The sequence below is a fragment of the Candidatus Eisenbacteria bacterium genome (genome assembly GCA_035577985.1).
Lineage (GTDB): Bacteria > Desulfobacterota > Binatia > DP-6 > DP-6 > DATJZY01.
Map to the genome: position 1 here is coordinate 15,688 of DATJZY010000030.1, position 26,053 is coordinate 41,740.

Here is a 26,053-nt window from a genome sequence, read left to right on the forward strand (position 1 = left end):
GAGACGATGCGTCTCGATCTCGACGGCGAGCCGGTCCACACGCGCGCCCAGAGCGCCCTCGTGCGCCGCCGGAACGACGGAAAGCTCGAGGCGCAGGGTTCGCTGCTGGACCTCCGCACGCGCGGCTTCCTCCCGGTCGGGGGCAGCATGCAAGGGATGGGCATCATCCACCACATGGAGCTCGCCTGGGTGGTCGAGCCGGCCACCGGCACGATCGAGCGCTGGACGCCGATGCAGCCCACCGTCGCGTTCGAGGCTTCGCCCGAGACCGCCGGCGAAAGCTGCCGGGACCCGATCGATCGCTTGGCCGCGCTCGGGACCACGACGTCGCTCGGCCGCGGCCTCTCGCAGGCGGTGCGCGACCGCATCGGCGGTCCGCTCGGATGCTCGCACCTGGTCACGCTCGCGCTCTTCATGGACGCCGCGCTACGCGCCGGTCTCGCCGCCCGCAGCAACGCCGCGGCCGCTCCGCCGGGTCCGCTCTTTCGTCGCGACCTCGTCTTCGACGGCCACGAGCGGGAGGGTGGGCGCGTCGACGTCGCGGTGCGCCTGGGCGATCTCCACTGGAACGATCGCGGGCCGCAGGTCCTCGCACCCGAGCGCTTCGCGCTCCACCACGAGCTCGCGGCCGCCGTGACGGCCGATCTCTGGCCGGGCACGCTGGTCGGCGCGCGCGGCGCCGAGCGACGCCGCACGGCCGATCGCTTCGCGGGCGAGGCCTGGACCGACCGCACCGCGCTCCTGGCATCGCTCGTCGGCATGGGGCTCGCGCGTGGCGCGATGAGCGAGCTCGCCTCGCGCCTCGGCGACGGTGCCGATGCGGCGCCGTGGCGAGATGCGTTCGCGATGCTGCCGCCAGCGCTCGTCCAGTGTCGGGCCGCGCACCCCGACGCCTGGCACGACAAGGTCCGCACGACGCCGCGTCATCCGGGGCTCACGGCGCTCCCGGACTCCTGCTACATGTGGCGGCGCGGTGGCGCGCTGGAAGCGATCCGCGGGCGTCACGGCGCCGGCAAGGGTGGACGCTGACGCGCGTGCGCCGATGGACCGGGAGCGTCGCCGCGTGTCTCGTGCTGCTCGCGCTGCCGTCCGCGGCCGCGGCTGGCGCGTGCGACGCGTACGACGAGCATCCGCAGGAGATGGGGCGTCTCCCCGCCGTCCTGCCGGAGCTCTCGGGGCTTGCGGCGAGCCGGCGACACGCCGGCGTCTACTGGGCGCACAACGATTCGGGACACGAGCTCGCGCTGTACGCCATCCGCGAGAACGGGACGCTCGTCGCGTCCTTCCCGCTGCGCGGCGCGAGCGCCGTCGATCCCGAGGACATCGCCACGGGTCCGTGCGCCGCGGCCTCACCTCGCTCCTGCATCTACCTCGCCGACACGGGCGACAACCTGCACGGCCGCAAGCGCGTGCAGATCTTGCGGGTCGAGGAGCCCGACGAGCTGCGCGGTCGCCCGCTCACCGCAACGTCGCTGCCGTTCGCGTACGCGGACGACACGCACGACGTGGAGGCGCTGCTCGTCGATCCGCGCAGCGCCGAGGTGTACGTGGTGACGAAGACCCTCTTCTCGCTCGGCGACCTCTACCGCGTGGAGGGCCTCCGCCCGCGCGCGTTCGGGACCGCCGTCCGGCTCGAGGCCGTCGACGCGCCGCCCGAGCTCGACGCGCTCACGACGGCGGCCAGCGTCCACCCTGACGGCGACCGCGTGCTCCTGCGCACCTATCGCTTCGTGTGGGAGTTCCGCCGTCCGGGCGCGTCGCGGCTGGCCGACGTGCTCGCCACGCGCCCGATCAAAGTCCCGACCGTCGGCCCCGGCCTCGGCGAGGCTGTCGGCTACACGGCCGACGGCACGGGCTATCTCCTCGGCGGCGAAGGCGACCGAAGCGCGCTCTTCCGGGTCACCTGTCGACCGTTGCCCTAGCGCAGACTCCGCAGGCGCTCCGCGATCTGCGTGGTGGCCGAGTTCATCGCGGCCCGGTTCGCTTGACCGAGCGCGCTTGCGGCGAAGGCGTTGCTCGCCTTCCCGATGCCGAACACCGAGAAGCCGCTCGCCGCGGACTCGCTGGTGAAGCTGCCGTTCGCGACCACCGTCGCCGCGATGCGGCCGCTGCCCGGCTGGACCAACTTCAGATCCATCGCGACCGACCCGGTGCGGCGTGCAACCGTGTTGTCGTAGGTGGGGTTCGCCACCGCAAGCGCGGCGCCGGTGGCGGCGGCGGGGGTGTTGCCCGCGATCGCGCCGGCGATGCCAAGCGCCGCGCCGATCGCGCCGGCCGAGCCACCCGTGCTCGAGCCCGTCGCTTCGGCGATCTCGTTGAACTCCGTGACCGATCCGCGAATGACGAAGGGTCCGACCTCACCGCGCTTCAGCATCGAGGACGGCTTGTTGCGGCGATCGTAGTAGTAGTCGTAGTCGACGATGTGGATGTTGCCGACGTTGCCGAGCGCGGTGACGAGCTGGTTCGCGATCGCCGTTCCCATCTGCGCGCTCGCGCCCTGCGGCGGCGGGTTGTAGGCCTGCGCCCTCGGGCCCTCCGGGAGAAGGCCCCAGCCCCAGGGTCCCCAGCCGTACCGCCGGCCGGGCGCCTGGGGCACGTCCCCAGCCGGTGTGCCGTCGGCATCGAACGTGAACGGCTCGACCGTCACCACGTAGTAGGGCTGCGAGGGATCGTAGGGGATGCGCACCACGTCGACCCGCGTCGACTCCGGCGCTTCGCCGGTTGCGCGGACGCCTTGCTTGTTGACGGTTGCGTTGGCGCACGCGCTCGCGAGCGCGGCGAGGGCCAGGATCGAAACCTTCCGCATGAAGCTCCTCCTCATCGGGGCCGCGGAATTGCGGCCGACGCCATGAACAACGCCATCCCCGGAAGGTCACCCCTGTAACAAGCGAACCGGGGGTCGTCCACAGCGACGCGGGCGTGACACCCCTCTCACACCGCAGGCCGCCGGACCCGTCGAAACGTCGAAAGCTTGCCGCCGAACAGGGCCGGTCTGCACATTTTCGTCGCGAGACAAGCGCGCTCGACACGGCGACCGACCAGGCGCCGCCATCCTGGCGTCGCTCCTGCGGGCCCCCCGCTCGGATTCGCGCGCGCGGCACGCTTCTTGGACCTCGGAGGGATCGGCGGTCCTCTTCGGAGTCACTTTGACGGGTTCGAGCGTGGCAGCCGTCCCGTGTGCCTTCGTCCTCATGCGGCCACCGGCCCCCAAGGGTCGGTGGCCGCAGCGTTTGTAGCGACCGCTTCCCCTCAGGGTCCGGCGTCGCGGGTCGCGTCGATCGCCTCGCCGGCCAGGATCAGCAGCCGGTCGTGGAGCGTGCGCGGCACGCGACCGGCTCGCGTCGCCTCCTCGATCCGCTGCACGAAGAGCTGGAGCCGGCGCTCCAGGTCTTGGAGACGCCGGGCATACGCGGTGGCGCGATGGCGATTCGCTCGGACGGCGCGCAGGAGCGCGCGGCCGGCCAGCTTGAGGGCCTTTCTCGCCGGCGATCCGGGCTGCTTCACCTTGCCGTCGACGTCGGGCGCCGCGACCAGGAGGTCGCGGAGGAACAGGAGTCGGCATTCGACCAGGTCGAGCCCGCCGTCCTTCTCGTGCGTGCAGCCGAGGCCTTCGGTGCAGGCGTCGACGGTGCACGGGTCGTCGTCGTCGCAATCCGCCGACGCGCAGGGGCAGCCGCCGGCCTCGCCGGACTCGCCGCTGTCGGTCGGGCAGGCGTCGCAGGCCGTGCCGATCCCGTCGCCGTCGGCGTCGTCCTGATCGGCGTTGGCGACGGTCGGGCAGTCGTCGCACGCGTCGCCGATGCCGTCGCCGTCGGAATCCACCTGCCCGCCGTCCGCGATCTCGGGGCAGACGTCGCAGGCATCGCCCATTCCGTCGTCGTCGATGTCGCTCTGATCGGGGTTGTCGACGCCGATGCAGTCGTCCGTGAACGCGATCCGGCTCGGGCGCGTGGCGCCGTCGTAGAGGAGGCGCACGCTGTGCCCGCCGTCGGTGCAGTGGTTCGTCACCGCGACGCTGAAGGCGAGGTGATCCCCGATCCCGAGCTTCCGCGCCGCGACGTCGAGGTTCACGGGGACGAGGCCGGCGATCGGATCGACGAGCTGGTTCTTCGGGACGAGCGAAGTCACGAAGTCGGCGGTGGCGAGCGTCACGGGCATCCCCGTCGCCGGCACCTTCGAGAGCCGCACGACGACTTCCGCGCAGCCGGGCATGCCCGAGGCGCCCGTCGCGAGGAAGAGCGCGAACGAGATCGGCCCCTTGTTCACTCGTCCCGGCTCGGCGGCGGGCTCCGCGTCGAACGGGCCGAACGTGACCGTCTCGCCCTCGGAGGCCGTCTGGCTGTCCTCCTGCGGCTGCGAGGCGGTGGGCGCGCCCGGCTCCAGCGCCGGCCCGCGGACGAGGTAGAGCGACAGGTCGTCCGCGGCGTGCGCCGCCGCGCCGAGGGTGAGCACGAGCGCGGTCGCGACGACTCGGATCGTGCGACCGGACGCCATCACTGGCTCGCGAGGAGCGCGTCGAGGCCGCTGGTCGCGCCCTGCGCGAGCGACGACAAGGTTCCTCCGACCTCGGTCGCGACGCGGCCGTCGCCGCGTCCCTTGTCGACCAGCTGGGCGAAGCGCGCGAGCTGTTTGCGGGCCCGCTTGAGGCGCCGCTTGGTCGGCGCGAGCAGCTCGGCCGCGCGCGCGAGCGCGAGCGCCCGCTCCACCCGCCGCTCGAGGCGATCGCGGAACCGCGCGCCGCCGAGATCGGCCGGCGACGTGCCGCGCAGGATGCCGTCCATCGCTTCCAGACGGCAGCGCACGGCGCCGAGCTCGGTCGCGGTCACGAGGCAGCTGGGCGGCAGCGTCGTCGTGGTCGAGGTCGTCGCGTCGAGGGTCGTGGTGGTCGTCGTGGTCGTGGTGGCCCCGTTGACCAGCAGCTCGACGCGACTCGGGCGCCCGACCGAGTCGTACATGACCGAGACGTTGCGCTCGCCCCCGCACTCGTTGGTGACGCGCACCTGGAGTACGACGCGATCGCCCGGCGCCGCGAGGGTGGCGTCGCTCACCGCGAGGGGCACGACGATCGCGTCGATCACGCGACGGCGCGGACGAATGGTGGTGACGATGGTCCCGCTCGCGACCGTCGCCTGAGCGGCGCCCGCGAGGCGTCCGAGCGTCGCGGTGACGCGCGCGCAGCCGTCCATGCCCGGACGGCCGGTGCCGAGGAAGACCACCGCGCGCGCGTCGCTCAGCACGACGTCGGCGGCGAACATCGCCGAGGTGAAGGTGGCGAGCAGCGCGTTCTCGCCGGCGGGGATCTTGGTCGAGAGCAGCGCCGTGGCCGCACCCGGCGGCGGCGCCTCGGGTGAGAGCAGCGTCCCGGTCCGCAGATAGTAGAGGTCCTGGGCGCTCGCGGTCGACACCACGAGCGGTACGGCGGCCGCCACGAGAAGCGCGGCGGCGGCACGAAGGGACGCGCGCATCGCGCCTGTACTAGAGCAACCCGCATGCCGCGGGGCGGCCGGGATCGCCGCATGAATCGCGGGTGCGGGCCCGATCATCGACGATCTGGTTGCAGGACTCGCGCAGCCGCGCAAGGTGCGCATGGCCCTCGCCTGGGCGATCGCGCGAGCCCTTGAGGAGCCGGACGCGAGAGGGCTAGAACCACTCCATGACCTTCATGACCGAGCGCGCGCTGTCGCCGCGCGAGTTCCTCGACGAGTGCATCGCGTTCAAGCAGAACCAGCCCGGCGCCGGCCGCTTCTTCATGGCGCTCATGGGCGGCAAGCTCACGCGCGCGCAACTCCATCTGTGGGCGAAGGACATGTACCACTTCGTCGGTGCCGGCATTCCGGCGCTGACCGCGTGGCTCGCGCACGCGCCGACCGTCATCGAGCGGGACAGCGCGCGCCTGGTGGCGCAGAACCTCGCCGGCGAGCTCGGATATCTGAAGGAGGCCGACCACCGCGACCTGTACGTGAAGTTCCTGCGCGGTCTCGGCATCAGTGAGAACGACGCGCGCGACCACCTGCCGCTGCCGTCGACGATCGGCGGCGCGACCGTCCTCGGCCACTTCTGCCGGTCTTCGTTCGCGGAGGGACTCGGCTCGTTCGGTCTCGGGCTCGAGCTGCAGGTCCCGGGACGCCCGAACGGCGCCGAGGTGATCCTGAAGGCGCTCGTGCACTACGACATCTCCGACGACGCACTCGAGTTCTACCGCATCCACGTCGAAGCCGAGGAGGAGCACGGCGACAACGCCGAGCGCGCCCTCGCACCGTTCGTCCAGACCCGCGAGCAGCAGGCGCTCGTGCGCCACGCGTTCCAGTGGACCGTGCTCGCGACCGCCGGCATGCAGCGCGGCTTCGACGCGTACCTCTCCTAGCGCGACCCGATGCGCGCGATCGTCGTCGATCGGCTGATGGAGCCGCGCGACCTCCGTGTGGCGGAGGCGCCCGAGCCCGAGCTGTTCGCGGGCGGCCTCGCGGTCGACGTGAAGGCGGCCGGCTGCAACTTCTTCGACATCCTGATGGCGCAGGGTCGCTACCAGGTGAAGCCGCCCCTGCCGTTCGTGCCCGGCGCCGAGCTGGCGGGCGTCGTCAGCGCCGTCGGCTCGCAGGCCGACGGCTTCCGCATCGGCGATCGCGTCCTCGCGTCGGTTTCGCTCGGGGCGTTCGCCGAACGCGCCGTCGTCGCCGCGCGCTCGGCGTGGCGCATGCCCGACGACATGTCGTTCGAGGAGGGCGCCGCGTTCCCGATCGTGTACCCCACCTCGTGGGCCGCGCTCGTGCTGCGGGCGCAGCTCCGCGCCGGCGAGCGGCTCCTGGTGCACGCGGCGGCGGGCGGCGTGGGGCTGGCCGCGGTGCAGATCGGCAAGGCGCTCGGCGCGCGCGTGCTCGCGACCGCCGGTGGCGAGGCGAAGCTCGCGATCGCACGCGAAGCGGGCGCCGACGTGTGCATCGACTACCGTGCCCCCGACTGGCCGGAGCGGGTGAAGGCCGCGACCGACGGCCGCGGCGCCGACGTCATCTACGATTCGGTCGGCGGCGACGTCCTCGACCATTCGCTCAAGTGCATCGCCTGGAGCGGCCGGCTGCTGGTGATCGGGTTCGCGGGCGGCCGGATCCCCGAGATCAAGGCGAACCGGATCCTGCTCAAGAACATCGCCGTCATCGGCCTGCACTGGGGCGCCTACGCCTTGAACGAGCCGGAGCGGGTTCCGCAGGTGTTCGAAGCCCTGTTCCGGATGTTCGAGGCCGGCGCGATTCGCCCCGTGATCTGGAAGCGATTTCGCCTCGAGCACGTCGCCGACGCGCTGGAGGCCCTCGGATCAAGACAGACCTACGGCAAGATCGTCATCGTGCCGTAGATCCGACCCTCGCATCGCGCATAGCTGCACGGCCGCCACCCCAAAGTCTTATTGACAGAAGTGTCGGCGCTGCGGGAAGCTGCCGCGATCGTTTCCTCGCCGAACGCCACCAGAACCGCATGTTCTCCCGCCTGATTCTCCTCGCCACCCTGGTCGTCACCGCCGCCGCAGCCCCGGCTGCGGCCCAGCTCCCGTGCCAGGTGCCGGCGCCAGCCGACAACTCCTGCGTCATCGCGAGCAGCGTGACCATCCCGGTGGGCGTCTACGACCTCGGGAACCGCCCCTTCCAGATCAACAACAGCCGGACGATCACCGTGAGCGGCATGGGCACGTTCCAGATCCATGCGGCAGCCGTGACCTTCCAGCCCGGCGCCCGGATCGTCGCCCCCGGCAACGACGGCACCGTCACCGTCGCCCTGGCGTCCGACACCACCATCGACATCCAGAGCCAGGGCACCAGCAAGTCGCGCATCGACGTCAGCGGGAACTTCGGCGGCGGCGCGATCGTGCTGACCTCGCAGGGGAATCTGTCGATCGACGGGACGCTCATCGCCAACGCGACGAACCTGCTGGGCTTCGGCGGGTCCATCACCATGACGTCGGCGACCGGCAACGTGACCGTCACCGGCGACCCGAGCGAGGGTATCCGATCGCTCGGCAACGCGCAGGGCGGCGGCGGCGCGATCGAGATCGAGGCGACCCTCGGCTCCGTCCACGTCAACACCCAGCTCGTCGCCAAGGGCGGCGATTGCAGCAGCTGCAGCGTCGACATCACGGCGGGAACCGACGTCACGACGACCGTCGACGGCGTGGTCGACATGCAGGCCTCGGGCGTCGGCGACGGCGGCTTCCTCACCGTGATCGCCGGCGGGGTCGTCACCATGAACGGGGACATCCTCGCCAACGGCTCCGGCGACGACATGGACGGCGGCGCCGGCGGCGACATCTCGATCTCCAGCAATGGGGCGAGCGTCACCACCGCCGGCCGGATCGAGGTGAACGGCGCGTCCCCGGACGGCGACGGCGGAACGTACAGCGTCGACGCCCTGACCGACATCACGCAGAACGGTCCCATCTTCGCGCAGAGCGTCGGGTTCGGATCGAGCGACGGCATCGATTTCGACGCCAACGCCAACGTCAATCTCAACGCCGAGATCGATCTCACCGCCGACAACTTCGGGGGCGACTTGACGGTCTTCGCCGGCGGGCTCGTCACGGTGGCGGCCCGCGCGCGAACGACGGCCCCCATCGATCCCACGAATCATCCCGACGCCCTCGGGGGATCGATCGAGATCGACGCCTGCCAGATCAACGTGACGCCCGCCGGTGACGTGATCGCCACCGGCCCGGGCGGCGATCCGGCGGGAACGATCTTCTTCAGCGCCAGCACCGGGCTCACCGTGGCGGGCCACCTGACGGCGACCGCGGCGAACCTGTTCGAGTGGCGCACCACCGCCCCGAACGTCCTGGGCGGCGCGGTCGTGACACCGGCCGCGACCCCGACGCAGAACCTCACGTTGCCGTGCTGCGGCGTCAATTGCACGACCACGACGACGACCACGACCACGAGCACGTCGACGACCTCTTCCACCACGACGAGCAGCTCGACGTCGTCGTCCTCGTCGACGTCTTCGAGCTCGTCGACTTCGACCAGCAGCAGCTCGACCACGTCGACCTCGCTGCCCGGCGCCACCACATCGACGACGACGTCCACCACCTCGTCGACATCGACATCGACTTCGTCCACCTCGACGTCGTCCAGCACCTCGACGTCGACCTCCTCGTCGACGTCCACTTCGAGCTCGTCGACCTCTTCGTCGACGTCGACGACCACTTCGTCCTCGACGTCCACGAGCACCACCACCTCGACCTCGTCGACCACGATCGTCGGTGCCACGACCTCGACGACGACGTCGACGGTCCCGGTCACCACCTCGTCCTCGTCGACCTCGACGTCGTCGAGCACGTCCACCTCGACGTCGACGTCCCCCACGACCACCTCGACGACCACGAGCACCGCGGGGTCTACGACGAGCACATCGTCGTCGACGTCGACTTCCACCTCCACGTCGACGAGCACCTCGACCAGCACGTCGACCGCGCCACCGACCACGTCGTCGACGAGCGTCGCCAGCACGACCACCAGCTCGACGGCGGTGCCGCCGACGACGTCGACGACCGAGCCGCCGCTCACCTGCTTCGACACCGCCATCGGTATCGACGCCGTCCGCTGCCGCGTCGACACGATGAGCCAGTCGGTCGGCACCGCGTCGGAGACGGACCTCGGCGGCAAGAAGCTCGCGCGCAAGCTCGCAGCGCTCGTCACGCGGGCGGGCAACCTCGTCGCCGATCCGGTGAAGACCCGGCGGCTGAAGAAGGCGACCAAGCAGCTGAAGCAGTTCGCGACCAAGCTCGCCAGGGGGCTCGACTCCGGCAAGGTGAACCCGGAGCTCGGCGCGACGCTCGCCACGCTGGCCGCCGAGGCCCAGTCCGAGCTCGCGGGTCTCATCGCCGGCTGACCCGGCGCCGCGTGCGGCGCCGACTCAGAACAAGGACAGCTGCTTGCGCGCGCCGATCAGCGCGTCGAAGTCGGGACCGGGCACGAAGCGCAGGATCGCCTCGGCGATCGGCCGAAGCTGGTGCTCGACGTAGTGCTCGTGGTCGGGCGCCGCGGTCGTGCGTCCCACCGGCTCGGGCCCGGCCTTGGTCATGACGTAGCGGACGAGCCGCCGTCCGGTGATGCCCGCCTTGCGCGCGGCCTTCACGTGCGGTGGCGTCGTCTTGGTGTAGTCCGCCACGGCCTTTCGGACGGCCTTCCGATACGCCAGCTCGTCGTCGAAGCGTCCGGCGCGGAGCGCGTCGACGAACTCGCGCACGAAATCGTGCGCCGGCTCGTCGCGCAACAGGCGACCGAGCAACTCGCGCTGGAAGCGGCGCGCGACGGGGCTCCAGTCGCGCCGCACGGCCTCGAGCCCGACGATGTCGAGCTCGTCGCCGACCAGGCCCGCGTAACGCTTCTTGCTTCCCGCCCCGCTGCCCCGCACCTCGGGCATGAAGAAGCGCTCGTAGACCTTCTGGAACGCGAGGGAGAGGTGGCTCGTGCACGCGAACTCGCGCTCGAGCGCGGCGCCGACGTGGCGCTCGATCTCGGCGCGCAGGCGCTCGCCCGCCGCGCGCGCCTCGGCGCCGGAAGCCGCGCCGACGTCGACGAAGAGGGAGTCGGTGTCGCCGTAGATGACGCGATGCCCGCGCGCGGCGACGGCGCCGGCCGCGAGGCGGATCACGTGCTGGCCCGCCACCGTGATCGCGTTCGCGACCGCCGGCGAGAAGAGCCGCGACGCGGGCGCGCCCAGCACGCCGAAGAGGGAATTCATGAGGATCTTCGTCGCCTGCGAGGCGATCGGGTCGCCGGCCCGCTTCGCCGCCGCACGCTCGGTCCACAGGCGCGCCACGAGGGCGGGGAGGATGCCCTCCTCGCGGGCGAACGTGGCGCCGCTCGGGGACCGCACGACGCCGGCGCCCGCCAGGCGGGCGGCGGTGTGCGAGAGCGGATCGATGTTGAAGGTGCGGATCAGGCTCGGGTACAGGCTCGTGAAGTCGAACACGAGGATGTGGCGGTAGAGCCCGGGCGCCGAATCCATCACGAGTCCGCCCGTGATCTGGAAGTCGCCCGCCGCTTCGACGTCGACCGACGGCGCCACGCGCCCGCGCGAGCGCAGCGCGCCCAGGTAGAGCGAGTCGATGGCGGCGATCTGCGCGCTCACGCGGTCGAGCTGCATCCCGGTCATGCGGCTGCGCTGGACCGTCAGCTCGACCAGCTTCGTCCTGGCGAGGATCTCGAGCACGAGCTGGGCATCGACCAGATTGTAGGCCGCGAGCTTCGCCGGATCGTCGCGGTAGGCCGCTTCGATCTCCGCGCCGCGATCGTCGCCGGTGATCAGCTTGCCCTTGCCGAGGATCGCCTGCGCCGCGGTGTCGAGGCGATAGTCCTCGAGCCGGATGTACGAGCTGCGCAGGAGCGCCAGGCCGTCGAGCACGACACGCCCGCACAGCGTCGCCCGGGGCTCGCGTGTGAAGCTCTGGTCGCGCTGGATGTCGACCTCATCCTCGTTGCGCCCGAGCGCCAGCCGGACGCCCAGACGGCGGGCGTGGCGCTGCAAGGTCGAGAGATCGAACTCGACGACGCTCCAGCCGGTGAGAACGTCCGGGTCGGCCTCGCGCACGTGCGCGACGAAGCGCTCGAGGAGCTGCCGCTCGTCGGGCACGACCTCGGCACCCGCGATCGGCCCCTTGCCGACCATGAACACCCGGTCGCCGCCCGTGCCACTGGTGGCGATCGAGTAGAGCTGCCGCCCGTCGAGGCTCGTCTCGATGTCGAATGAGAGCACCCGCAGCGCCGGCGTCCAGTCGGCCGGGACGATCTCGGGATCGTGGTAGACGCGCCCCACGCCCGCCCGCCGCTCGAACGGGCCCTCGACCGAGAAGGCGCCGCGGATGCCGCGATCGATGAGGTAGCGGTACGCGAAGCGCACGTCGGCCTCGAACGTCGGCACGCCGGCGGCGGCGAGGCGGCGCCGCAGGACCGGTACGTCCGCCGGCGCGTCGACCTCGACCCGATCGACGGGGGCACCTTCGAACGTGGTGAGCGACGTGTCGACGCACGTGCGGTCGGGGAGCGCGCCGCGCATCTTCGCCCGATCGCTCGTGCGGACGAAGAAGTACGGCCGCACCCGCGTGTCGACGACCAGCGCCGGCTCGCCCGACTCGAGCACCGCATACAGGTGCACGTGCGGTCGCCCGCCGATCACCCGGTAGGTCGGTGTCAGTACGAAGCCGCGCACGGCCACGATCGGGGGCTGCCCTCCATGCCCGCGAAGGAGTAGATACCCTTCCCGTGCCCGACGCGAGGCTCACCCGCCTGACGCTCGCCGAGGCCGCGGACCTCCTGCGGCGCGGCTCTCTGTCGCCGGTGGAGCTGTGCGAAGCCGCCCTGGCTCGCGTCGACGCGATCGACCCGGAGCTCAACTCGTTCACGACCCGGGTTCGCGCGGACGTCGCGCTCGTCGCCGCGCGCGAGGCGGAGCGTGAGATCGCCGCGGGCCGCCATCGCGGGCCGCTCCATGGCATCCCGGTCGGAGTGAAGGACCTGATCGACACGGCGGGTCTGCGCACGACGTACGGGTCCGGTATCTTCCGCGACTACGTCCCGAACCGCGACGGCGCCGTGCCGGCGCGGCTGCGCGAAGCGGGCGCCGTGCTCCTCGGCAAGACGGCGACGCACGAGTTCGGGATGGGCATCACGACCAACAACCACTTCTTCGGCCCGACGCGGAACCCGTGGCGCCGCGAGCACGTGCCCGGCGGATCGAGCGGCGGCGCGGCGGCCGCGACCGCGGCCGAGCTCGGCACCTGGCAGGTCGGCACCGACGGCGGCGGCTCGATCCGCATCCCGGCCGCGTTCTGCGGCGTCGTGGGGTTGAAGCCCACGCTCGGGCTCATCAGCAATCGCGGCCAGTTCGGGAACGGCAACGTGTCGTTCTCGGTGCCCGGCCCGATCGCCCGCACGGTGCGCGACGCGGCGATCGCGGCGCAGGCGCTCGCGGGCTTCGATCCGGAGTACGCGTACGCGCGCGCCGGAGATCCACCCGATCTGCTCGCCGACCTCGAGCGCGGCGTGCGCGGGCTGCGGGTGGGAACGAGTCCCGATCTCATGCCCGCCCCCGATCCTGCCGTGCACGCGGCCTACGACGGCGCGCTCGACCGGCTGCAGGCGCTCGGGGCGGCGATCGCGGAGGTCCGCATGCCGCATCACGACCTCCTCTTCGGCGTGACGTTCGCCGTCTTCGCCATCGAGGGCGGCAACCAGACGCGCGAGCTGATCGGCGATCGCCCACGTGTGTTCTCGCCCGAGGTCGAGCGCCTCATGGTCGATCCGCCCACCGACGCGGGAGTGTGGGCGCGTGCCGTGCGCGATCGCCAGTGGGTGGCGCACGACTACACCGCGGCCTTCCGCGACGTGGACGTGCTCGTGACGCCGACGGCGCCGTGCCCCGCCCCACGCATCGACGAGGACGGCGGGTCACACGTCTTCCGCGTCGTGCCGTACACCGCCGCGATCAACATGGTCGGGCTGCCCGCCGTGTCGATCCCGATGGGAATGGACCGCGGGCTTCCGCTGGGGCTCCAGATCATCGGGCCACACGGCGCCGACGGGCTCGTCCTCCGCGTCGCGCACGCCCTCGAGCAGGACTCGCCCGCGCACCGCGTCCAGCGGCCACCCATCTAGTAACGGGGTCAAGCGGGCGCGGCGACCAGGCCGGGCGACGCGGGAAGCCGTTCGAGGCGCGGCCGGTAGCGTCCCAGCCCGACCTCGTCGCAGAGCGCGAAGGCGCGCGCGACCTGCGCCTCGTCCGGAAGCTCGCCCCGCCGCACGGCGATCTCCGCCAGGCCGAGGATCGTTCCGACCACGACCGAGCGCGCGCCGATCGCCTCGGCGATCGCGAGCCCGTCCCGGTACGCCGCCTCGGCCCGATCGAGGCGGCCGAGCCGCTGCATGACGTCGCCGAACGCGACCGCGACGAACGCCTGCCGGAGACGGCCACCGACGACGCCGTAGAGCGACTCGGCGTGCGCCTCCGCCCGCGCGACGTCACCGACGGCGAGCAGCGCCTCCGCGACGAAGCGGACGTTCAGCTGCATGAAGCCGGCCGCGGCGAGGCCCTTCTCGATGCAGTCGACGTAGTAGGCCGCATCGACCGACTCGCCGAGCTCGACGCGCGCGATCAGCGCCACCGACGCGACGGCCGGGAACACGTTCAGGTTCCCGATCTCCTCGCCGATGGCGAGGCTCTCGTCGGCAAACTGCTTCGCCTTCGCGTACTCGCCCCGCAGGCAGTGGATGACGCCCAGGATCGACGTGCTCGCGCAGCGGATGGTCCGGTTCTGCACCCGCTCGCCCAGAACGAGCGTCTCGCCCACGTGCCGGAGCGCACCGGCGAGATCGTCGCTCGCGTAGAGCAGGACGTCTTTCACCCAGCGGGCGCTCAGGTAGAGGTCACCGGGACGCTCGGGATCCTCGTTCGCCTCCATGGCGGCGAGCATCGGATCGAGACGAGCGCGCGCCTGCTCGAAACGGCCGTCGATGACGTAGTTGATGCAGATGCCGCGTACGATGCGCGCGGCCGCGAGGCGGAGGCCCTTCTTCTCGGCGATCTCGAGCCCGCGCTCGGCGAGCGCGAGGCCGCGCGCGAACTCGCGCCCGTCGCGCGTCATCGTCATGACGCCGAGCATGTAGTAGAAGGCCGCGAGCGACTCCGTGTCGTGGAAGTGCTCGGCGAGCTCGCGCCCGCGGACGGCCGCGCGCGCCGCTTCGTCGACCAGCGGCAGACCGAAAGCCACGACGAGGCGCGAGAGGCTTCCGGTGGCTTCGAGCGCCAGGCGCAGGAACCGATCGTCCTGCAGCTCGCCATACGCCGCCTCGGCGGCTTCCCATCCGCGCCGGTAGAAGTCGGCCGCGGCGGCATACGACGGCACGCTCTCGGCGGCGCGCGCCGCCTGCAGGAACGCCTCGGCCGCATGGCCGCGGTGGTCGGTGCGCGACCAGTGGTGCGCGAGCAGCGCCGCACGCTCCGGCCCGGCGCCCGGCTGGCCGTCGAGATAGCGCGCCACGCGCTCGTGCAGCTGCCGCCGCTGGCGCATCAGCAGGCCCTCGTAGGCGATCTCCTGCGTGAGGCTCTCGCCGAAGCGCAGCTCGTCGCCGCCGGCCGAACCCTTGCGGTGGAGTACGCCGCGGCGTGCCAGATCCTCGAGCTCGCGCGCGACGTCGATGTTCTCGTCGGCGAGGAGGTCCGCCAGATGCGCGCTGCGGAACTGGCGTCCCAGCACCGACGCCACCTGGATCACGCGCTTGGCCTGCGGACCCAGGCGGTCGAGCCGCGCCGCCACGACCTCGTGGATGGTGCCTGGAATGGGGACCTCCGCGAGAGGGCGCACGAGGTGCACGCCGGCGCCGTTCTTCTGGAGGTGTCCCTCCTCCACCAGACCCCGCACCAGCTCCTCGGCGAAGAACGGACTGCCCGCGGCCTTGCCGACCAGCACCGTCTCGAGCTCGCTCGGGAGCGGCCCGCCCGCCACGGCCCGGATGATCTCGACGATCTCGCCCGAGTCGAGCCGCGCGAGGTGGAGCTTCTCGACCGCCGCCGGAACGCGCCATTTCGCCTGCTCGCCGTCCGGCCGGTGCGTGACCAGCAGGAGCACGCGGGCGCTGGCCAGGCGCTTCAAGAGCACGCCCAGCAGCTCGCGCGACGGCTCGTCGATCCAATGGAGGTCCTCGACCGCGAGGACGACCGGGGCCCGGTGGCTCTGTCCGAGCACGATCTGCGCGACCGCGTCGGACACCTCCCGCTTGAACGCCTCGCCGGGGAGATCGGTCTGGGCGCCACCGGGTAGGGACAAGAACTGCGACAGGAGCGGGAACATGCGCTCGATGTGCCCGTACTCGAGGCCGACCTTGGTCGCGAGCTTCTCATGCGCCGCGTCTGCGGTGTCGTCGTTCACGAGCCCGAAGAAGTTCCGGAGCATCGAGAGGATCGGGTAGTAGGGCACGATCTGGTTCATCGAGGAGCAGCGGCCCTCGAGGAACACGACGGGACGATCGCCGAGCCGGCGCCGGAACTCGTAGACGAGACGCGACTTCCCCATGCCCGCGTCGCCCACGATCGCGACCACCTGGAGCGCGCGCGTCGCGAGCTGTTCGTAAGCGGCGTCGAGCCGGTCGAGCTCGGCGTGCCGCCCGACGAACGGCGTGAGGCCGCGCTCGGCGGCGCGGATCATCGGCGACGTGGTGGCGGTGCGGCCCAGCACCTCGTAGGCCGTGACGGGCTCGCTCTTGCCCCTCACGTCGAGCGGACCGGTGGGCTCGACCACGAAGAAGCCGCGCACCAGACGGTAGGTCGCCTCGCTCACCAGGATGCTGCCCGGCTTGGCGAGCGTCTGCAGCCGCGCGGCCAGGTTCGTCGTGTCGCCGATCGCCGTGTAGTCCATCTTGAAGCTGTTGCCGACGGTGCCGACGACGACCGGTCCGGTGTGGATGCCGATGCGCGCCTGCAGCTCGATGCCGCGCTCGCCGCGAACCGTCTCCGCGAGCCCGCCGAGCGTTTCGCGGATCGCGAGCGCGGCGCGGATGGCGCGCCGCGGGTCGTCCTCGTGCGCGACCGGCGCGCCGAAGAGCGCCATGAGCCCATCGCCCGCGAGCGTGTTGACGATGCCGGCGAAGCGGTAGACCTCGGGAAAGACCCGCTCGAGATAGCGCTCTATGATCTCGCGATACTCCTCGGGGTCGAGACGCTCGGCGATCGCGGTCGACCCCACGAGATCGCAGAACAGCACCGTCACCTGCTTGCGCTCGCCCTCGACGGCGGCCGTCGGTAGCGCGGGCGCGGCAGGCAGGGGCGGCGCGGCGTCCGCGGCGGCCGGCCTCACCGCCTGTCCGCACTGCGGGCAGAACCGGAACTGCGGCTCGAGCGCGCCCCCGCAGTTGTGGCAGCGCAGGACCGCGGGCGTCCCGCACATCGGGCAGAACGCCTTGCCAGGAATCAGATCGGCGTCGCAGGCGACGCAGCGCACAATGGCGCGCTATGCTGCGGCGCGATGCGTGTCAACGCAGCTTCACGGCTCGCGCTCGGTCTGGCTGCAGGGGAAGGCGCCCGCCGGGCTTCCCTCGCAAGCGGCCGGAAGACACCTGTAGTCGAGGCGGTCCCGATCGGTCCGCGGCGAGGGGCCCTTGGCGCGGGCGAGCATCACTATCCTCGCTCGGCCGGGGCGACGCCCGTGCGCCTTCAGCGGCACGACGACGCGCGTCGTCTCGCTGCACGCGCCGCGCGACGCCGGGAGCCGCGGCGGCGTCACGTGATAGCGGCTCGGATGGGCACGCAGCGTGTGCACCTTGCGCGGCCGGCATTCGGCGAGATCGCGATAGGTGACGCAGATCCGGACGTCGAAGGCACACGATCCGTTGGCGGCCCCGTCCGCATCGCAGGTCGGGTCGCCGTCGGTGCACGCGATCGTGGCGTCGCCCGGTCCGCCGATCCCCTCGCCGTCGAAGTACGCGAAGCAGTCGGTGGCGGGGTCGTGGTACGCCGCCGCCGGCACGGCCGCGGCGAGCAGAATCGCGAGCCACAGCGACGTCCCCATGCACGCCTGAAAGCGCATCCGGGGTGCCCCAGTCAATTCGCGGAGGTGCCCATCGCGACAGCGAACGTTACTTTCCTGACGCTTTCTCCATCGAGAACGCCACGCCGCCGACCGCAGCCGGTGGCATGGCGGTTGCTGAGCTGACCCGTGATGTCGTCCCTCGGGGCCACCGAGGGCACCCAGCGCCGTCGCGTCTGGGATGCCCCGTCTCGCTCGCCCACGCTCGAGAAGTTCTATCGGGAGCTGATGGCGGTGGAGAAGCTCCCCTCGGCGCCCGAGATCGCGCGGCGTACGCTCACGACGGTCAATCGGGACAACGCGAACCTGAACGACCTCGCCAAGCTGATCCAGCGCGACCAGGCGCTGGCGGCACGCCTGCTGCGGATCGCGAACGGCGCGCTCTTCGCCGTGCGGAACCGGGTCTCGAGCATTCACCAGGCGGTGACGCTCCTCGGCTTCGCGCGCGTGCGCGAGCTGGTCCTCGGCCTCAGCGTCTGGGGCGCGCTCGAGGGATCGACGCCGACGATCCGGCGCTTCCGCAAGCGGCTCTGGGTACACTCCTCGATGGTCGCCGCCGCGGCCAAGATGCTGGCCGAGCGCACCAATGGCGACGAGGCGGGTGCGTTCACGGCCGGTCTCCTGCACGACGTCGGCAAGCTCGTGCTCGGCATCCGCCTCGGCGACACCTACTGGGAGCTGCTCGAGGACGCGGCCGAGGAAGGCGGCGCGGCCGAGGCCGAGCTGTCGGCGCTCAGCTGCAACCACGCTACGGTGGGCGGCTGGCTGCTGCAGCTCTGGGGCATGCCGGACGACCTCGTCGACGCCGTGGCCCTGCACACCGATTCGCTCTCGCCGGCGTACGGCTTCGACACGACGACCATCGTCGCCGTCGCCGACCGCCTGATCCACGCGACCGACGCGTCGAGCGGCACTGCCAAGGAGGACGTGTTCCACGACCTGCGGCGCACGGTGCCGGGGCTCGTCGAGCAGGACACCTGGCGCGAGATCTGGGCCGCGCTCTTCAAGGAGCACCAGACGCTCTCGACCCTGTTCGACAAGTGAGCCGGTCAGCCGGCCGGCTTGCCGAGCCCGAGCGCCTTCACGCGTGAGACGAGCGTCGTCGGCGGGACGCCGAGCAGCTCCGCCGCGCCGCCTGGACCGTAGATGCGTCCGCCCGCGCGCCGCAGCGCCGCCGCGACGTTCGCCCGCTCGCGGCGCCGCCACTCCGCGGCCGGGATGATGACCTCCTCGTCCGGTGACGGTGGGCCGGACGATGCGGGTCGCGGCGCAGCGGGGTCGAGCTCGATACGGGGTCGGCCGTCGCGGCCGAGGATCGCCGCCCGCTCGACCACGCTCGCCAGCTCCCTGACGTTGCCGGGCCACGGGTAGCGTTCGAGCGCCCTGAGGTCGCGGGCCGAGAACCGGAGCGCCGGGCGGCCCAGGCGCGCACACGCACCCCGCAGGAAGTGCTCGGCGAGCGGCGCCACGTCGGCCGGACGATCGCGCAGCGGCGGCACCACGATCGGGAACACGCTCAGCCGGAAGTAGAGATCCTCGCGAAAGCGGCCGGCGGCGACGTCGCGGGCGAGGTGGCGGTTGGTCGCCGCGACGACGCGCACGTCGACGCGCCGGCTGCGTGCCTCGCCCACGCGCTCGAGCTCGCCCTCCTGCAGCACGCGGAGCAGCTTTCCCTGCAGCTCGAGCGGGATCTCGCCGATCTCGTCGAGGAAGATGGTGCCGCCGTCGGCGGCCTCGAAGCGGCCTACCCGGTCCTTCACGGCGCCCGTGAAGGCGCCCTTCGCGTGGCCGAAGAACTCGATCTCGAAGAGATCGCGCGGGATGGCGGCGCAATTGACCCTGATGAAGGGCCCCGCGGCACGGCGGCTCCGCTCGTGCACGCGATGCGCAACCAGCTCCTTGCCGCTGCCGGACTCGCCGAGCACGAGCACGGTCGCGTCCGCGGGCGCGACCAGGTCGACCTGCGCGAGGACCTTCGAGAGCGCCGGGCTCGTCCCCACGATGTCGCCCCCGCCGAGCGCCCCCTTCGCGTCCTCGCGCAGGCAGGCGTTCTCGACCTCGAGCCGAGCCCGCAGGTGCAGGATCTCCTCGAACGCGCGCGCGTTCGCGATCGCCACCGCGGCGTGGTCGGCGAAGGCGCGCAGCCACGCGAACGCCGCCGCGTCGACCCGCGAGCGGCTGAAGACCGCCAACACGCCGACGACCTCGCTCCGGAAGACCAGCGGCTGCGCGGCGAAGCTCCGGATCCCCTCACGGCGCGCCCAGTCCGGGTGCGCGATCCAGGTCGAGCGCTCCGACATGTCGTGGAGCAGGATCCCGGTGCCGGTCGCGCCCACCTTCCCGACCTTGCGGACACCGAGCGGGAAGCGCCGGAAGTCGCCGTCGAGCCGATCCCATCGCTGGGTCGGGTCGAACGGGTTGCCGGCGCTGGCGGCGAGGTGAAGGCATCGTGTCTGATCCGGGCACTCGGGACGCATCCGGCACGCCGCGCAGACGTCCCCGTCGTCGATGAGCCAGACCCGAGCCAGGGCGACGCCCTCCTGCGCGGCGAGCACCTTGACGATGCGCTCGAGCACGACGTCCAACTGCCGCTCCTGTGCGACGGCGACGCTGACCGTCTGGAGGGACTCGGGCCTCACCGCGCCGACGTTTGGCGTAGAACCACCCTGAGGTCAAGACGACTAATCGTTGTGCAACGATATTTCGCTGTCAGCACACTCGAGAAATCAGTGAGTTGGCTTTGGAGTACCCACTGCACTGATCGACCCCCCGAGCGACGGCGGGGCTCCCGGATGCCGATGTGGGTACCGGTTACCCGAGGAGGGCGGTTACCCGAGGAGGGGACGACGGCGGCCGCCCTCGACTTCGCAGCGGCCCTCGCCATGGGCCACGGGGACGTGACGGACGCCACGTTTGCGCGCGTGCGTGACGCCGGGTGCCGCGACGCCGAGATCGCCGAGCTCATCGCCGCCGTCGCGCTCGACGTCTTCATCAACTACGTCAACGAGGCCGCCGGTGTCGCGGTGGACGTTCCCCCTGCCCGCCCTTGAACGCGACGCCAACGTGAGCCGGGGCTTCCATCTGCTCCAGCGCGCGGGGTACGAGGAGTCGCCTCATGACGAAACGCTTTCACCCAGGCGAGATCGCGGTGCAGGAGCGGGTCGGGGTCCGCTACGGCGCCGAGAAGGTCGGGCGCGGCATCGACGACGAGGTTCCGCCCGCCGCCGCGCACTTTCTCGCGCAGCGCTACTCGCTCTACGTCGGCTCGCTCGACGCCGCGGCACGCCCGTGGGCCTCACAGCTCGTCGGCCCGCCGGGCTTCGTCACGACCGTCGATCCGCGCACGGTGCGCATCGACGCGGCGCCGGCGCCCGGCGACCCGCTCGGCGAGAACCTGCGCGCGAACGCGCAGGTGGGCCTGCTCGCCATCGATCTCGTCACGCGACGCCGCTATCGGGTGAACGGCACCGCGACCATCGCGCCTGGCGGCAGCATCGAGGTCGCGGTCGTGCAGGCCCTCGGGAACTGTCCCAAGTACATCCAGGTGCGCGAGCCGGTCGGGGTCTCCGAGGCTCAGTCAGACGCGTCGCGCGTGACGCGCACCGCCACCCTCTCGGCCGCGCAACGCACCCGCATCGAGCGGGCGGACACGTTCTTCCTGGCGACGGCCAGCCCCGATGCGGGCACGGACGTCTCGCATCGCGGAGGCCGGCCCGGTTTCGTCCGCACGATCGACGAGCGGACGCTCCTCTGGCCCGACTACCAGGGCAACATGATGTTCATGTCGCTCGGCAACATCGAGGCGTATCCGCACGCCGGCGCCCTGTTCGTCGACTTCGAGAACGGCGACGTCCTGCAGATGACGGGGACGGCGACGATCGACTGGGATCCGGAGCGCGCGCGGACGTTCCCGTGCGCCCAGCGTGTGATCGAGCTGCGCGTCGACGACGTCATCGACGCTCCCGGCGCGAGCCCGCTGCGCTGGCGGCTCGTCGAGCCGTCGCCGGCGAATCCGTAGCCGGTCACGGACAGACGATCGGGCTGGTCGCCTCCTTGAAGGCCTGGTTGTTCAGATCGACGAGCTGGGCCGTGAGCGAGCCCACCTCCGTCGGCGGGAACAGCGGGCAGACGCAGTTGTTCAGCGTAAGTGGGAGCGTCCCGACGAACGTGGTCGTCGGGGGCTCGCCGGTCTGCCGCTGGCAGCAGAGCAGACCCGCATCGGCGCTGGGACACGGCGCGCTGCTCCACGAACTGCACGTGAGCTGCCCGCCGAGCAGCGACGAGACGTTCACTCGCACGTACGTTCCTTCCGGTCCGTTCGCCTCGCCGGTGAGGGTTTCCGTCAGCTTCGCCCCGGGCGGGCACATGGCGCAGCACGTGCACGACGTCGCCGGACAGGTCGCCGACGTGATCGTGATCGAGCCGACGCAGGGCGGGTCGGTCCCGAGGTCGGCGTATCGGTCGCACTTCGGATCGCAGCGGTCGACGTTGAGACAGGTAGCGCACTCGTTTTTCGTCGCCTGGCCCGGGCGGTAGCAGAGATCGGTGCACGAGTAGACGCGGTCGGTCGCCAGCCCTTCGAACGTCTCGCGGTCGAGGGTCGGGCTGTGCGCCTCGCCGAAGCCCACGTGAAGGAGCTCGTGGAAGAGCACCATCGACGGATCGCTGCAGGTTCCGGCGCCCGTGAAGAAGCTCGCGCCCAGGTTGACGCCGATCGCGGTCGGAAGGAGACCGCCGGTGAAGCCGTCCAGCAGGTCCACCTGCGCGCAATCGCCGCTGGCCCCGCATCGAAAGACGATCCCGTCCTTCGCGATCTTCCCCTCGATCCGCTTGGTCACCCAGCCGAGGCCCAGGCGGCGCAGGCACTTGAAGCCGTCGATCACGCTGTCGACCAGCGCGTCCTCGGCGCTGGCGAGCTCGTCCGAGGTGCAGTTCTCGCCCGTGACGGAAACCGCGTCGGTGGCACCGGGTCCACCCGCCGCCTGCACGAGCGGCGCGCTGAAGCCGACCGGGCTCTGGCCGGTGACGGTGACGTCCACCTGCAGGCCGTCGGCGCCCACCTGGGCGAGCGACACGGTCCGGTCGACGACTCCGTCGTCGTCGAAGTCGGTGCGGATGAGCGCCGACCGCACCGGCGCCCGCTGCGCGTCGATCGAGACCTCGGGCGTACCGTCGCCGTCCTGGTCGGCCCAGCTGGTGGTGGTGTCGCCGTCGTGCACCCAGCGCGCCAGCGTGACCGATCCGCGGACGATCTCGTCGATGCCGCCCGTCGCCGTCGTCGTGCGAACGAAGCGGAGCGTCCCGTCGGCGCTGAGCGGGACGTCGGTGGCCCCGGCGGCGATGGCGTCGTGGGCGGCGTCGAGCAGATCGAGCGTGGGCTCGTCGCTCGCGAGGTCGCAGCTCTCCCCCGCCTCGAGGTCGGCGTAGTCGTCGCCACAGGTCGAGCGCACGGCCTCGAACGTGATGGCGGGCGTCTTGCGGGCCTTCACCCTGCCGGTGAGGGTGCTGCATGCAGGCGACGCGATCGCGCCCTTCAGCGCCACGCGCTTGCGATCGCCGCACGTCCGCCATCGCGCCAGGACCCGGGTGGCCCGGCGTGTCGCCTTCACCTTCGCGCCGGTCGGGCCACAGCCGTCGTCGAGCTCGATCGTGCCGGCGCCGAGCGAAATACCCTGACGACGGGTCCCGGGCGAGTCCGAAAGCAGCGTCACGCCGTCGGGCAGCAGGAAGCGGCCCTCCGGACAGGCGGCCGGCTTCGCCAGCGCGGGCAGGTCGAGGGACGGAGCGAGGGCGAGGACGAGGACGACAAAGAGGACGAGACGATGCATGGCCCCCGAAGGTATCGGTTGCGCGCGCGACTCTCCAGCAGAAGCCCGGCTTTTCTCAGGCGGCGTCGTGCTGGCCGAGGGTCAGCTCGACGGCGACGGCGGGACGCGCGTCCGCCGGGTCGTCAGCCTTGATGAACGTGCCCGCGACGGCGAGCGGAGCCTCGCCGCGGAACCATGCCATCCGGCGGTAGCCCTCGCCGCGGAAGCAGGGCTTGCGGTACACGATCCGCGCGCGCGCGAAGTAGAGGCGCCGCAGGTCGTGGCCGGCGCCGTGGAGCACGTCCGCCACGTACAGCTCCATCGCACGCAGGTACTCGATCCCGTTCACGTGGCGGTTGGCATCGGTCTGCCCGTAGTGCCAGGCGCTCGTCCGGTTCTCGACGAAGTCGGGCGCCCGGTCCGCCGGCACCAGCGTCTCGATCTCGGGGAGCGTCGTGACCCGCGACGGCGCGGTGCCGATGCCCATCTCGGCCGGCAGCTCCGTCACGCGCCGCCGCGCCGGATCGGCGTCGTAGCGCGTGAAGACGTTCATCAGGCGAGCCCGCGCCACCACCGTCCCGTCGGGGCGCAGCACGGTGTGCCGCCCCTCGCGCACGAGGTGGCGAACCGCACCGTCGGCGCCGACGGTCTTGGCGAGGAAGGTCTCGCCGTGGACGTGGAAGGGCACGCGCGGGTTCACGCGCACGTCGGTCGCCTCGAGCTCCACGTGGACGAGCGGCGTGAAGACGGCGTCGGGCCTCGTGAAGTCCGGCGAGCCGAGCTTCTTGTGCCAGATGCCGAAGTGCGCCTGCGCGGTGTAGGCGGCGATCGACGAGAGGCGCAGCGCGAGCCGCTCCGTCAGATCGGGGAAGTGGACGACCTCGCGCAGGCGCGCGCGCAGCACGATGTCGGCGGGATTCTTGCGGGCGGGCATCGGCGGGACGGTAACGGTCGGCCGTGGTCGAGACAACCGCGCGGGCTACGTCCTGGCCGCCGTCGCGTACGACTTGGCCCAGCGATAGTCGGGCTTGCCGGAGGGGCTCCGCACCATCTCGTCGACGAGCACGATCGTGCGCGGCAGCTTGTAGCGCGCCAGATGCTGGGCGGCGAAGCTCGTGAGTTCCGCGTCGTCGATGGCCACGCCCGCACGCGGCTGCACCACCGCCGACACCTGCTCGCCGAAGCGCTCGTCGGGGGTGCCGACCACGACGGCGTCGGCGACACCGGGGTGTTTGCGCAGGACCTGCTCGACCTCCTCGGGGTAGATCTTCTCGCCGCCCGAGTTGATGCACACCGAGCCGCGCCCGAGGACGACGAGCGTGCCGTCGGGCCGCACCTGTGCGTGGTCGCCGGGCACGGCGTAGCGAACGCCGTCGATCACCGGGAACGTCTTCGCCGTCTTGGCGGCGTCCTTGTAGTAGCCGAGCGGGACGCGGCCGGGCTTGGCGAGCCATCCCGTCTCGGTGCTCCCGGGCTCGAGCAGCCCGGAGAGATCGTCCTTCAGCACGACGGTGGTCGACATGGCGAACTGCCCGGTCTGGGCCTGGTCGCCCGCGCGCGTCGCCTGCGAGCCCTGCGCGCCGGTCTCGGAGGCACCGAAGCCGTCGACGACGACGGCGTGCGGCACGCGCTCCAGCAGCGCCTGCTTCCAGTGCGGCGAGAGGATCGCGCCGCCCGAGCCGATCACGAACAGGCGCGAGAGGTCGTAGTCCTTCGTCTTCAGGTGATCGAGGATCGGGCGAGCGAAGGCGTCGCCGACCAGCGTCATCATGTTGCAGCGCTCGCGCTCGACCAGGCCGAGGACGTCGGCGGGGTCGAGCTTCTCGGGCCGGCCCTGCAGGACGACGCAGCCGCCCTGATTGAGCGCGCCGAACGACACCCACTGTGCCGCGCCGTGCATGAGTGGCGGCGTCGCCATGACGCGCATGAAGCCGCCGTTCGAGCGCGCCTGCTCGACGATCGCCTCGTAGGAGGTGACGCCGTCCATTCCCGGCGGCCCGCCCGACATGGCCGCGTGGTAGATGTCCTCCTGGCGCCACAGGACGCCCTTCGGCGCACCGGTCGTGCCTCCGGTGTAGAGGATGTAGAGGTCGTCCGACGACGGCGCGACCGGCGGTGGCGTGGACGGCGACTGCGCGAGCGCCGCCTCGTAGTCGAGCGCACCGGGCAGGAGCGCGTTCCCCGACTCGTCGGCCACCTGCAGGAGCAAACGCAGCTTCGGGAGCCGGTCGCGCAGGCGCGCCAGGGTCGGCGCGTAGCGCGCCTGGTAGACGAGCGCCGTACAGTCGGAGTCGTGCAAGAGGTAGAGCAGCTCCTCGTCGACGTAGCGGTAGTTCACGTTGAACGGCGCCACGCGGGCGCGGTATGCGGCGAGCATCGTCTCCAGGTACTCGGGGCAGTTCAGCATGTAGATGCCGAGATGATCCTGCCCCGACTCGTGATTGGCGACCGAGCTGCGCTCGGTGCGGCAGCCGAGCCCGCGCCCGTGCAGCAGGTTCGCGAGACGGCGGACGCGATCGGCGACCTCGCCGTAGGTGAGACGGCGCGTCGGCGTCACGATGCACTCGCGCTCGGGAAACGCGCCGGCGATGGCCTCGTTGATGAGGGCGAAATTCATGCCCGAACCGGACCACACCCGATCACGGGGCGCAACCGTCCGCCGGCCGCGCATTGACACGCGTCCGCGCGC

At 71.7% G+C, this 26,053-nt stretch carries 19 protein-coding genes; 9 read left to right on the plus strand and 10 right to left on the minus strand.

Features of this window, described 5'->3' with window-relative positions:
• The first annotated feature begins 6 nt into the window (after positions 1-6).
• Positions 7-1,029 carry a DUF2889 domain-containing protein gene (locus VMS22_04655; GenBank protein HXJ33310.1) on the plus strand — a complete coding sequence of 341 codons (1,023 nt, stop codon included), beginning with the start codon at positions 7-9 and terminating at the stop codon, positions 1,027-1,029.
• Between the two features lie 5 nt (positions 1,030-1,034).
• Positions 1,035-1,922, plus strand: coding sequence for a hypothetical protein (locus VMS22_04660; GenBank protein HXJ33311.1), 888 nt, complete (start codon positions 1,035-1,037; stop codon positions 1,920-1,922).
• Here the strand turns inward: VMS22_04660 and VMS22_04665 are convergent.
• The 3 genes from VMS22_04665 to VMS22_04675 all read right to left on the minus strand — a co-directional run bounded on the left by VMS22_04665 (position 1,919) and on the right by VMS22_04675 (position 5,465).
• Complete coding sequence (locus VMS22_04665) at positions 1,919-2,806, minus strand: hypothetical protein (GenBank protein HXJ33312.1); 888 nt, start codon at positions 2,804-2,806, stop codon at positions 1,919-1,921. The genes VMS22_04660 and VMS22_04665 overlap by 4 nt on opposite strands.
• 443 nt (positions 2,807-3,249) lie before the next feature.
• The gene (locus VMS22_04670; GenBank protein HXJ33313.1) at positions 3,250-4,494 is read right to left on the minus strand and encodes a thrombospondin type 3 repeat-containing protein; all 1,245 of its coding nucleotides are present in this window, start codon (positions 4,492-4,494) and stop codon (positions 3,250-3,252) included.
• The gene (locus VMS22_04675) at positions 4,494-5,465 is read right to left on the minus strand and encodes a hypothetical protein (GenBank protein ID HXJ33314.1); all 972 of its coding nucleotides are present in this window, start codon (positions 5,463-5,465) and stop codon (positions 4,494-4,496) included. Before VMS22_04675 ends, VMS22_04670 begins: the two co-directional genes overlap by 1 nt.
• 188 nt (positions 5,466-5,653) lie before the next feature.
• On the opposite strand from VMS22_04675, the gene VMS22_04680 reads away from it, so the two are divergent.
• From VMS22_04680 to VMS22_04690, 3 genes are all read left to right on the plus strand, one after another.
• Entirely contained in the window at positions 5,654-6,364 is a 711-nt protein-coding gene (locus VMS22_04680; GenBank protein HXJ33315.1) for an iron-containing redox enzyme family protein, read from the plus strand.
• A gap of 9 nt (positions 6,365-6,373) precedes the next feature.
• A complete protein-coding gene (locus VMS22_04685; GenBank protein HXJ33316.1) occupies positions 6,374-7,348 on the plus strand; it encodes an NADPH:quinone oxidoreductase family protein in 975 nt (324 codons plus the stop codon).
• A 119-nt stretch (positions 7,349-7,467) separates the two neighbouring features.
• On the plus strand, positions 7,468-9,867 hold the full coding sequence (locus VMS22_04690; GenBank protein HXJ33317.1) for a hypothetical protein: 2,400 nt from the start codon (positions 7,468-7,470) through the stop codon (positions 9,865-9,867).
• 24 nt (positions 9,868-9,891) lie between these two features.
• On the opposite strand, the gene VMS22_04695 is transcribed toward VMS22_04690, so the two are convergent.
• On the minus strand, positions 9,892-12,195 hold the full coding sequence (locus VMS22_04695) for a DNA polymerase II (GenBank protein HXJ33318.1): 2,304 nt from the start codon (positions 12,193-12,195) through the stop codon (positions 9,892-9,894).
• Positions 12,196-12,242: 47 nt separating this feature from the next.
• Between VMS22_04695 and VMS22_04700 the strand changes: the two genes are divergently transcribed.
• Positions 12,243-13,634: an amidase gene (locus VMS22_04700; GenBank protein ID HXJ33319.1), complete on the plus strand. Its 1,392-nt coding sequence runs from the start codon at positions 12,243-12,245 to the stop codon at positions 13,632-13,634.
• 8 nt (positions 13,635-13,642) lie between these two features.
• Here the strand turns inward: VMS22_04700 and VMS22_04705 are convergent, their stop codons facing one another.
• Together VMS22_04705 and VMS22_04710 are read right to left on the minus strand one after the other, a co-directional pair.
• Positions 13,643-16,972, minus strand: a complete 3,330-nt coding sequence (locus VMS22_04705; protein HXJ33320.1) for an adenylate/guanylate cyclase domain-containing protein — start codon at positions 16,970-16,972, stop codon at positions 13,643-13,645.
• A 42-nt stretch (positions 16,973-17,014) separates the two neighbouring features.
• Positions 17,015-17,539 carry a hypothetical protein gene (locus VMS22_04710; protein ID HXJ33321.1) on the minus strand — a complete coding sequence of 175 codons (525 nt, stop codon included), beginning with the start codon at positions 17,537-17,539 and terminating at the stop codon, positions 17,015-17,017.
• Between the two features lie 150 nt (positions 17,540-17,689).
• On the opposite strand from VMS22_04710, the gene VMS22_04715 reads away from it, so the two are divergent.
• Positions 17,690-18,601 (plus strand): HDOD domain-containing protein, encoded by a 912-nt coding sequence (locus VMS22_04715; protein ID HXJ33322.1) that lies wholly within the window; start codon positions 17,690-17,692, stop codon positions 18,599-18,601.
• Between the two features lie 5 nt (positions 18,602-18,606).
• Here the strand turns inward: VMS22_04715 and VMS22_04720 are convergent, their stop codons facing one another.
• Positions 18,607-20,196: a sigma 54-interacting transcriptional regulator gene (locus VMS22_04720; GenBank protein HXJ33323.1), complete on the minus strand. Its 1,590-nt coding sequence runs from the start codon at positions 20,194-20,196 to the stop codon at positions 18,607-18,609.
• Positions 20,197-20,349: 153 nt separating this feature from the next.
• Here VMS22_04720 and VMS22_04725 point away from each other — a divergent pair, with 153 nt between their 5' ends.
• Entirely contained in the window at positions 20,350-20,607 is a 258-nt protein-coding gene (locus VMS22_04725; protein ID HXJ33324.1) for a hypothetical protein, read from the plus strand.
• A 65-nt stretch (positions 20,608-20,672) separates the two neighbouring features.
• Complete coding sequence (locus VMS22_04730) at positions 20,673-21,575, plus strand: pyridoxamine 5'-phosphate oxidase family protein (GenBank protein HXJ33325.1); 903 nt, start codon at positions 20,673-20,675, stop codon at positions 21,573-21,575.
• Between the two features lie 4 nt (positions 21,576-21,579).
• Here the strand turns inward: VMS22_04730 and VMS22_04735 are convergent, their stop codons facing one another.
• Genes VMS22_04735 through VMS22_04745 form a run of 3 tightly spaced genes read right to left on the minus strand, consistent with a single transcriptional unit; the run spans position 21,580 to position 25,981 of the window.
• Complete coding sequence (locus VMS22_04735) at positions 21,580-23,385, minus strand: hypothetical protein (protein HXJ33326.1); 1,806 nt, start codon at positions 23,383-23,385, stop codon at positions 21,580-21,582.
• A gap of 55 nt (positions 23,386-23,440) precedes the next feature.
• Positions 23,441-24,298: a hypothetical protein gene (locus tag VMS22_04740; GenBank protein HXJ33327.1), complete on the minus strand. Its 858-nt coding sequence runs from the start codon at positions 24,296-24,298 to the stop codon at positions 23,441-23,443.
• 45 nt (positions 24,299-24,343) lie between these two features.
• Positions 24,344-25,981, minus strand: a complete 1,638-nt coding sequence (locus tag VMS22_04745) for an acyl-CoA synthetase (protein ID HXJ33328.1) — start codon at positions 25,979-25,981, stop codon at positions 24,344-24,346.
• Positions 25,982-26,053 lie beyond the last annotated feature (72 nt).

What these genes read in the sequence shown, in the direction of transcription:
- VMS22_04655 (HXJ33310.1), top strand. Translation starts at nt 7, where the DNA reads ATGCGTCTCGATCTCGACGGCGAGCCGGTCCACACGCGCGCCCAGAGC.
- VMS22_04665 (HXJ33312.1), bottom strand. Translation starts at nt 2,806, where the DNA reads ATGCGGAAGGTTTCGATCCTGGCCCTCGCCGCGCTCGCGAGCGCGTGC.
- VMS22_04690 (HXJ33317.1), top strand. Translation starts at nt 7,468, where the DNA reads ATGTTCTCCCGCCTGATTCTCCTCGCCACCCTGGTCGTCACCGCCGCC.
- VMS22_04725 (HXJ33324.1), top strand. Translation starts at nt 20,350, where the DNA reads ATGCCGATGTGGGTACCGGTTACCCGAGGAGGGCGGTTACCCGAGGAG.
- VMS22_04740 (HXJ33327.1), bottom strand. Translation starts at nt 24,298, where the DNA reads ATGCCCGCCCGCAAGAATCCCGCCGACATCGTGCTGCGCGCGCGCCTG.
- VMS22_04745 (HXJ33328.1), bottom strand. Translation starts at nt 25,981, where the DNA reads ATGAATTTCGCCCTCATCAACGAGGCCATCGCCGGCGCGTTTCCCGAG.
- VMS22_04670 (HXJ33313.1), bottom strand. Translation starts at nt 4,494, where the DNA reads ATGGCGTCCGGTCGCACGATCCGAGTCGTCGCGACCGCGCTCGTGCTC.
- VMS22_04680 (HXJ33315.1), top strand. Translation starts at nt 5,654, where the DNA reads ATGACCTTCATGACCGAGCGCGCGCTGTCGCCGCGCGAGTTCCTCGAC.
- VMS22_04730 (HXJ33325.1), top strand. Translation starts at nt 20,673, where the DNA reads ATGACGAAACGCTTTCACCCAGGCGAGATCGCGGTGCAGGAGCGGGTC.
- VMS22_04675 (HXJ33314.1), bottom strand. Translation starts at nt 5,465, where the DNA reads ATGCGCGCGTCCCTTCGTGCCGCCGCCGCGCTTCTCGTGGCGGCCGCC.
- VMS22_04710 (HXJ33321.1), bottom strand. Translation starts at nt 17,539, where the DNA reads ATGGGGACGTCGCTGTGGCTCGCGATTCTGCTCGCCGCGGCCGTGCCG.
- VMS22_04735 (HXJ33326.1), bottom strand. Translation starts at nt 23,385, where the DNA reads ATGCATCGTCTCGTCCTCTTTGTCGTCCTCGTCCTCGCCCTCGCTCCG.
- VMS22_04685 (HXJ33316.1), top strand. Translation starts at nt 6,374, where the DNA reads ATGCGCGCGATCGTCGTCGATCGGCTGATGGAGCCGCGCGACCTCCGT.
- VMS22_04715 (HXJ33322.1), top strand. Translation starts at nt 17,690, where the DNA reads ATGTCGTCCCTCGGGGCCACCGAGGGCACCCAGCGCCGTCGCGTCTGG.